General features: G+C 44.9%; 7 protein-coding genes and 3 pseudogenes. 7 read left to right on the top strand and 3 right to left on the bottom strand.

The window, feature by feature from the left end:
* Positions 1 to 430: 430 nt before the first annotated feature.
* Positions 431 to 814, bottom strand: coding sequence for a RidA family protein (locus LQV63_RS29080; protein ID WP_233699325.1), 384 nt, complete (start codon positions 812 to 814; stop codon positions 431 to 433).
* Positions 815 to 918: 104 nt separating this feature from the next.
* Here LQV63_RS29080 and LQV63_RS29075 point away from each other — a divergent pair, with 104 nt between their 5' ends.
* Positions 919 to 1260 carry a winged helix-turn-helix transcriptional regulator gene (locus LQV63_RS29075; RefSeq protein WP_233699327.1) on the top strand — a complete coding sequence of 114 codons (342 nt, stop codon included), beginning with the start codon at positions 919 to 921 and terminating at the stop codon, positions 1258 to 1260.
* Between the two features lie 24 nt (positions 1261 to 1284).
* Here the strand turns inward: LQV63_RS29075 and LQV63_RS29070 are convergent.
* A pseudogene (locus tag LQV63_RS29070) lies at positions 1285 to 1584 on the bottom strand (transposase); the annotation flags it as partial.
* A 441-nt stretch (positions 1585 to 2025) separates the two neighbouring features.
* On the opposite strand from LQV63_RS29070, the gene LQV63_RS29065 reads away from it, so the two are divergent.
* The 3 genes from LQV63_RS29065 to LQV63_RS29055 all read left to right on the top strand — a co-directional run bounded on the left by LQV63_RS29065 (position 2026) and on the right by LQV63_RS29055 (position 3715).
* Positions 2026 to 2562: a pyridoxamine 5'-phosphate oxidase family protein gene (locus LQV63_RS29065; RefSeq protein WP_233699324.1), complete on the top strand. Its 537-nt coding sequence runs from the start codon at positions 2026 to 2028 to the stop codon at positions 2560 to 2562.
* A 327-nt stretch (positions 2563 to 2889) separates the two neighbouring features.
* A complete protein-coding gene (locus LQV63_RS29060) occupies positions 2890 to 3288 on the top strand; it encodes a GNAT family N-acetyltransferase (RefSeq protein WP_233699323.1) in 399 nt (132 codons plus the stop codon).
* Positions 3289 to 3376: 88 nt separating this feature from the next.
* Positions 3377 to 3715 carry a MazG-like family protein gene (locus tag LQV63_RS29055; protein ID WP_407672984.1) on the top strand — a complete coding sequence of 113 codons (339 nt, stop codon included), beginning with the start codon at positions 3377 to 3379 and terminating at the stop codon, positions 3713 to 3715.
* Between the two features lie 257 nt (positions 3716 to 3972).
* Here the strand turns inward: LQV63_RS29055 and LQV63_RS29050 are convergent.
* Positions 3973 to 4575, bottom strand: a pseudogene (locus LQV63_RS29050) (GntR family transcriptional regulator); the annotation flags it as partial.
* Positions 4576 to 4787: 212 nt separating this feature from the next.
* Between LQV63_RS29050 and LQV63_RS29045 the strand changes: the two are divergent.
* From LQV63_RS29045 to LQV63_RS29035, 3 genes and pseudogenes are all read left to right on the top strand, one after another.
* A pseudogene (locus LQV63_RS29045) lies at positions 4788 to 4976 on the top strand (phosphoglycerate dehydrogenase); the annotation flags it as partial.
* Positions 4977 to 5041: 65 nt separating this feature from the next.
* Entirely contained in the window at positions 5042 to 5785 is a 744-nt protein-coding gene (locus tag LQV63_RS29040) for a YggS family pyridoxal phosphate-dependent enzyme (protein WP_233699322.1), read from the top strand.
* A gap of 21 nt (positions 5786 to 5806) precedes the next feature.
* The gene (locus LQV63_RS29035; protein ID WP_233699321.1) at positions 5807 to 7036 is read left to right on the top strand and encodes a benzoate/H(+) symporter BenE family transporter; all 1230 of its coding nucleotides are present in this window, start codon (positions 5807 to 5809) and stop codon (positions 7034 to 7036) included.
* Positions 7037 to 7201: the final 165 nt, after the last annotated feature.

Genomic DNA, 7201 nt, shown 5'->3' with positions numbered 1-7201 from the left:
AGCGGAAGCACCAACTAGCTAAGAATCCCACGGCTTTAGCCGTGTGGAGTGTCAACGTGTTTTCAATATCATTTGGGGTTGGCACCCCTTTTCTAATTGCTCTTACTTCTCGAATGGATCGAAAGAGGCTTCTCATCTATGCTCTAGTGGTGTTTTCCGTAATCAATGGAATGGTCTCGGCATACTAGGATTCCTTTTCTTGGCCTTGATTATTTTCTTTGTTCCGAAGATCGATGGAGAGAAGCCAGTGTTTATACTTGAGCAACTTAAATTTTTTAAGGAAACTGTGTAAACGTAAAATAATCCCCACCTAGCGATCAGATGGAGACTATTTTACACTTACTTGGCGAAACCCTTCTGCTTTGCGCCAATGGCGGTCGCGCCTATCCGAAGCCCGACCGCCCCTGCTGCGCCGACCACGGTGGCCGAGTTAGTCCGTGTGTGCGACGGCGCTTATTTCAATCAATTGCTCAGGGGACGCAAGATATGTCACGCCGATGAGACTGCCGGCCGGCCGGTGTTGTCCCACGTATTCCTTGAACAGCCGGATGACCGGCTCGGAATGTTCTTGAGCGTTTGTCAAAAAGATCTCCACATAAGCGAGTTTCGACCTCGTGACATCAAATCCCGCCAGCACGCGATCAAGATTTTCCAGCGTTTGCCGGGTCTGTGCCTCGATATCGCCTTCGCCAACGAACGTGCCCTCCGTGTCGTGGGAAAATTGTCCCGAAATGTAGATAGTTCCGTTTACGGAGTAACCCTGGGTGATGCCGTGATCCCAAAGACCGTGATTGTAGCTTTTGACATTAGTCATTTTTTTCTCTCCTTTACTTAAAGTAAGGTTAGTATAGAATGAAAGCATATAAAAAAATAGTACGCACTTTATTGATAGGTACTACCAGAAAGGATAGTGTAAATATGAGTATGGCTGAATACAAAGGTAAAGTTAAGAATATTCAAGATACACCTTTTGGTTATACATTGTCAGTTATTGGTGGCAAATGGAAAATGGTTATTATTTACCTCCTAGCAGAAAACCAACCGGTTCGCTTTAATGATCTGAAAAGACAGATAGGAGCTATTACTTATAAAACATTGAGTTCACAACTTAAAGAATTGGAAGCAGATGGTATGGTGAAACGGAAAGAGTATCCTCAAGTTCCCCCTAAAGTCGAGTACAGTCTCACAGATAAAGCGGAAACTCTATTACCCGTTTTGGAAGAGTTATGTGAATGGGGAGTAAAAAATCAAAATAATTAAATTAAATCCAGTTTTCTAATTGCTTTGAGCAGCCTTGAGATTAACTTCGTTCTTCAACCAAATGTATTTTGTATGTTTCAATTCGGGGGTGTGCTTCTGCTCTTGAATTCGAACCTCATCCACGGCTTCACCCAAGAGCTTCATCACATGGAATTTGTCAAAGGTAATTTCGGCGTCTGGGAAGTATTCTTCAATGCCTCGGATAAAAGCGGGAGACATGTCGCAACAGATTTCTTCAATTTGCTGCGCGGTAGCGCCTTTTGCCGTCATATGCAACTTGAAGCGTTCTACGGTATCCGCTCGAAGTCGATGTACAGATGCCAAGCTTGATCTCGGCCTTCAAATTCAATATGTGCAAGTTTCCAGGGTTCTTCCAACTGTAAAGCTATATTGAACATATTCATAATCAGTTGGTCATTACTACTTATCGAACTCCACATCAAATACCATCCCGCCCTATTAATTGTCTTAATGAGCAGTATCGTCAACATTTCTATTTAGCAGACATTACCCATGAACTATAGCGAGGAAGCGAAAAAAACGGGTGTTATCCTCCTGTTCATAGCGTTCCAGATATTGAATGAGGAAGTTGAGGAGCTTCCCACAGACTAAATACGTATGCGCTGATTATAAGGTCTGACTTAGGGGAGCATTGCTTAATGTCAGATATGGATTGCCACAATTCTGTATTTATGGACTTTTATATTCATTCCAATGACTGATAAACTTACATAATAATACTTCAATACAATAGGAGTGATAACAATGAATGGAGTGCGTTACAAGATAAGAGAAGTGTTGGACAAGAGCAAGATTGAGACATTTCTGCAGCAAGCTCGAATTGGACATCTTGGAATGGTCGATGGTCATCTGCCGTATGTTGTTCCGCTCAATTTTGTTTGGACAAATGGGAAGCTTTATTTCCATGGAGCCACCGGTGGGAGAAAAAATCAGGTTATGGGTGCTAATCCGGAGGTCTGTTTTACGGTTTGTGAAGAATATGGAACTATTACTGATCCGGTGCCAGCCAAGACGGACACAGCGTATATGAGTGTAATGATTTTTGGCAAGGCACAGCCCATCGTCGATCTGGATGAAGCTACACACATGTTGCAAGAAATGATTTATAAGTATGTGCCTGGTTACTATAATCGGCCGTTACCCCAGCAGCATGTAGACAAATACCGGTCAGCAGTATTCGGAGGTCCGGTTCAGGTGTACCGAATAGATCCACATCATATCACCGCGAAAGAAAATCCGATTGAAGAAGAAAAAATGTTCAAACCTGGAAAAACCGTGTAAGATGTTTTTATTTATACATAAGAACCTGTAGAGTCTCTCCGAAATCATCGAATTACGCCGCAATGACAGCATCGACATGAAAAAAGTTTGCCATATGCAGGGGACGCAACGTGGAAGAATTGAAGCATCTGATGTATCATCAAGCCTGGGTTTTTTTTCCGAAGGTTCCGTTTTCGGGGAAGAGGCACAGGGATTTTTGCGAATCAATCTGGCGTGTCCCCGGGCTACCTTGCAACGTGCGCTGGAACAATTTTGTCGCGCGGCCAAGACAGAAAGCTAATTTGTGTGAAATACAACTTTTCCATAGCTGAAAGGAGACGAAAAGAGTTGAATATCACTTACAGGAACAATAAAGATGTGAACGTTGAAGATGTGATTCGGGTGTTTAAAAATAGCGGGATTGTACGACCAATTGATCAATCTGAACGAATCCAAGCGATGATGAACAACGCGGATATCCTGCTGACCGCCTGGCTTGGGGATAAAATGATCGGTGTGGCCCGAGCACTAACAGATTGGAGTTATTGTTGTTATCTGTCTGATCTGGCTGTTGACAAAGAAGTTCAGAAATCCAGAGTAGGACAGGAACTCATTGCCAAGGTACGAGAAGAAATTGGGGAAGAAGTCGCACTGATTTTATTAGCCGCACCAAGTGCAATGGCGTACTACCCTAAAGTCGGCTTTGAGAAAATAGAGAATGGTTTTATGATTAAGCGCAAGAAATAAGGGCAGATGGAACACTTCGTGCGCATTCATAAGATAGGTACCTGACTTCAATTCTGAAAACAATAAAAATTAGGTCGAGGACAAATCAATGGATATTTCAAGCATGCAAAAATATGCCAAGCAGTTCAGTGAAGAAAAGGGATTCGGCGTCAATACGATCCAGACCCGAACCCTGTATTTAATGACGGAAGTTGGAGAGTTGGCAAAAGAAATTTTAAGCATTTCATTCCATCCAACGGAGGAAAAAGTGCGGCTGGCAAAGGAAAATATAGGCTTGGAGATGTATGATGTCATCTTCAATATTTTAGATCTCGCCAACCAACTCGAAATCGAATTGGAAGAAGCGTGTCAGAAGAGCTCAACAAGCACAGAACTTGGGCTGAAAGATAAACCAAGTCGAGCAACAACAAAGAGCCACGAGTCCTGATAGCAGAGACGGTGGCTCTATTATTGACTTTTGAGCAAGGTAACGAAATTTATTACGGCATGGCCTTGATGAATGAATCCCCATACATTCTATAAGACCGTTTCAGCAAGTCGGTACATACCCTCCTCAATTAGTCCCTCGTCCACCTTAGCAAAGCCCAATACCCACCCTTGCGTTTACTCTCCAAACAATAGGAATGGAGTTGATGCACACGAACTCCGCCTTGAAGCGCCCGAAGGGTCATCGTATCCTCGTCAAACAGGAACTGGAGCAATCTTCATTTGTCGGTACTTCATCGTCATCCAAGCGACGGGATAGCCGGGATCTTCGACCGTCACGATGTCTCCTTTGGTCAAAAGCGTTTGTGCGATGAGATCAATACTATGCTGGGCTCCGGACCAAGAGGATACCTTTAATTCCGAAGAGGCATTCAAATACGATTTGCGCCACGTTTTTAGAAACTGCGTATCCATATAAGGTTGATAGGGACTAAAATCGATGACCGATTCCCGGTTATCCTTACTTCTAAACCACTGTTGCGACTGTTCAACCAGTAGAGGCAGTTCAGGAAGCTGTGGCGGAACAAGAGGGGGAGCATTTTCTTTCCGTTTATCAGTGAACTGAATCCAATCATTGACACGCGTTCCGCCGCGGCGTGATGTCACCGTATAACCACGCGTTAGCAGTTCTTCATACACAATTTGCACGGTGGAACGGGACACTCCTAGCTGCTGAGCGAGCTCCCGAGAAGGCGTCAGGAGTTCACCCGGCTTCCAAACGCCATTTGTAATATGATCGATGGCCTGATCGAGCAATTGCTGCCAAATGGGCCTTTTGTCGGCGCGATTTATTTTCATCAATTAGATTCCCCCCCTTTATATGTGGAATGAAATTAGCACTTTTTTGGATTGTTCAAATACATCGTTTTTGGATATATATAACCAATCCATCTATTGATATACTAGCATAGCGCTCTTCAACCATGCAATGTTATACAGGCTGAATCAATCACTAAATGCAAGTCCACAATTCAACTGCCGTACAGTCTTCACATAGAGAAGGAGGAAGGTCGATGTTTAAAGTTTTGGTATCGGATCCCATAAGTGATTTTGGATTGCAGCAACTGACGCGTGCTGAAGATGTGGAGGTCGCCCAAATAATGGGGTTGAGCGAGGAGGAACTCACTTCCATCATCCGTCCCTATGATGCGCTGCTCGTCAGTTCTCAAACGAAAGACTCTCGGCGTGTCATGGAGGCCGGTGTTCAATCAGCGTACAGGGATGTAATTATGGACTTATAATGTGGAGCAGAAAGAGGGTAGGAGACATGGGTCATCTAGTTGAAGAGAATCTTAAAACCGTGAGGCAGCAGATGGAATTGGCTTGCCAAGCCTCGGGGCGCAAGATAGAGGGCGTGCAATTGTTGTTGGCGACCAAAACCGTACCGCTTGAAAAATTGCAAATGGCTATACAAGCGGGTGAGACTCTATTTGGGGAAAACAAAGCGCAAGAACTTCGGGACAAATTTCCACTTATGCAGCAGTATAATCAGGTGGAATGGCATTTTATCGGACATCTGCAAACGAATAAAGTGAAGGACGTTGTCAAATATGTTACGCTCATTCATTCTGTGGACCGTTTGAAATTGGGGCAGGCCCTGCACCGTCAGCTCGTCAAAGAGAACAAGACCATGGATATTCTGGTACAAATCAACACGTCCTACGAAGAAAGTAAATTTGGTGCTTCTCCGGAAACGGCAGTGGAGTTGGTGGAACAATTGTCCCAGTTCGAAACGTTAAACGTGAAAGGCTTAATGACGATTGGAAAACTGAATGCTACAAACGACGAGACCCGGCATTGCTTCCGATTATTAAAATCTATTCAAACACAAATTAGGGAGAAAAAGTTTCCGCGTGTTGAAATGGATATCCTCTCGATGGGCATGTCCGGTGATTTCAAGGTGGCCATCGAAGAAGGAGCTACCATCATCCGCGTAGGGACAAGCGTATTTGGCCAACGTTACTTGCCGGATAGCTATTACTGGAACGAAAACGCGCGCCAGGACGATTAGGAGAGAGGCAGGAGAACGCTTATGAACACAACAACCCCTTCGCTGCGCGGCCGCGATTTGATATCGCCGACCATTGCCGCTTTAATATCTGTCATTGTCAACTACGGGGGCACCTTTATTCTCGTGTTTCAGGCAGCAAAAGTCGCGGGTTTAAGTCCCGAAATGACCGCTTCTTGGATTTGGTCGATCTCCATTGGAGTGGGTGTAACCGGGATATGGCTAAGTTATCGATACCGGGAACCGATTATTACGGCTTGGTCAACACCAGGCGTGGCTTTTCTCGTTTCGGCATTAGCGGTAACCCCTTATCCGGAAGCAATTGGTGCTTACATGATCTCTGCAGTAGGATTTATTGTTTTAGGACTATCGGGTATGTTTGAACGTTTCGTCCGGCTTATTCCTCCAGGCATCGCTTCCGGGTTGTTAGCAGGCATTTTACTGCAGTTTGGCATTTCAGCCTTTGGAGGAGCGAAAGTTGACCCCTTGCTTGTCGTTGTACTGTTTGCCGCTTATATCGTGCTAAGACGGTTTACATCCCGCTATGCGATTGTTGGCATACTGGCAATCGGACTGATTTATTTGATTTGTATGGGGAAAGCGGATTTCAGTACGATCCAATTGGCGATCGCATCACCGGTATTTGTCGTTCCGGAGTTTTCGTTACATGCTTTATTGGGCGTTGCATTGCCGCTGTTTATTATTACCTTGACGGGACAATACATGCCTGGAATGCTCGTATTGCGGAATGACGGGTTCAAGACGAGCGCGAATCCGATTTTGACCATAACGGGTTTGGGTTCGCTCCTTGCAGCACCATTCGGCTCGCACGCTTTTAATGTAGCAGCCATTACAGCAGCGATTTGCACAGGGAAAGACGCGCATGAGGATTCGACAAAACGTTATATTGCAGGCATTGCCTGTGGCATTTTCTACATTGTTGTCGGCATTTTTGGCGTGACGTTGGCTGCTCTGTTTTTGATTCTTCCTGCTACCTTTATCGCAACGTTAGCGGGATTGGCATTGCTTGGCACAATTGGCGGCAGTCTAGCTAACGCTTTAACGGATCCGAAGGGTCGTGAAACCGCATTGATTACGTTTTTAGCAACCGCCGCGAATGTGACCTTGCTTGGCGTCGGCGGCGCATTTTGGGGACTTGTCGCGGGTTTGGCAGCACATCTATTGATTCATGGGAAATTTCATAAAAAACAATACAGGCCGAGTGGAGTACAACAAGCCGAACAAAAACAATAGGATGCGTGAAAATGAATACAGGTACAGAACGGACTACTTGTCTTGCCGGGAGGAACCCATGTCATCCGATTTATGCCAAGCTTGTACATAACCAACAATGAAATAGATCAAGCGGTCGACATACTAGGTCATGTGCTGAGGGAACTGGATGGCAGCACGAATTGA

The organism is Paenibacillus profundus (assembly GCF_021369635.1).
Taxonomy (GTDB): domain Bacteria; phylum Bacillota; class Bacilli; order Paenibacillales; family Paenibacillaceae; genus Paenibacillus_B; species Paenibacillus_B profundus.
The sequence above is the reverse complement of the archived record's forward strand: the minus strand, read 5'-3'. Positions and strand labels throughout refer to the sequence as shown.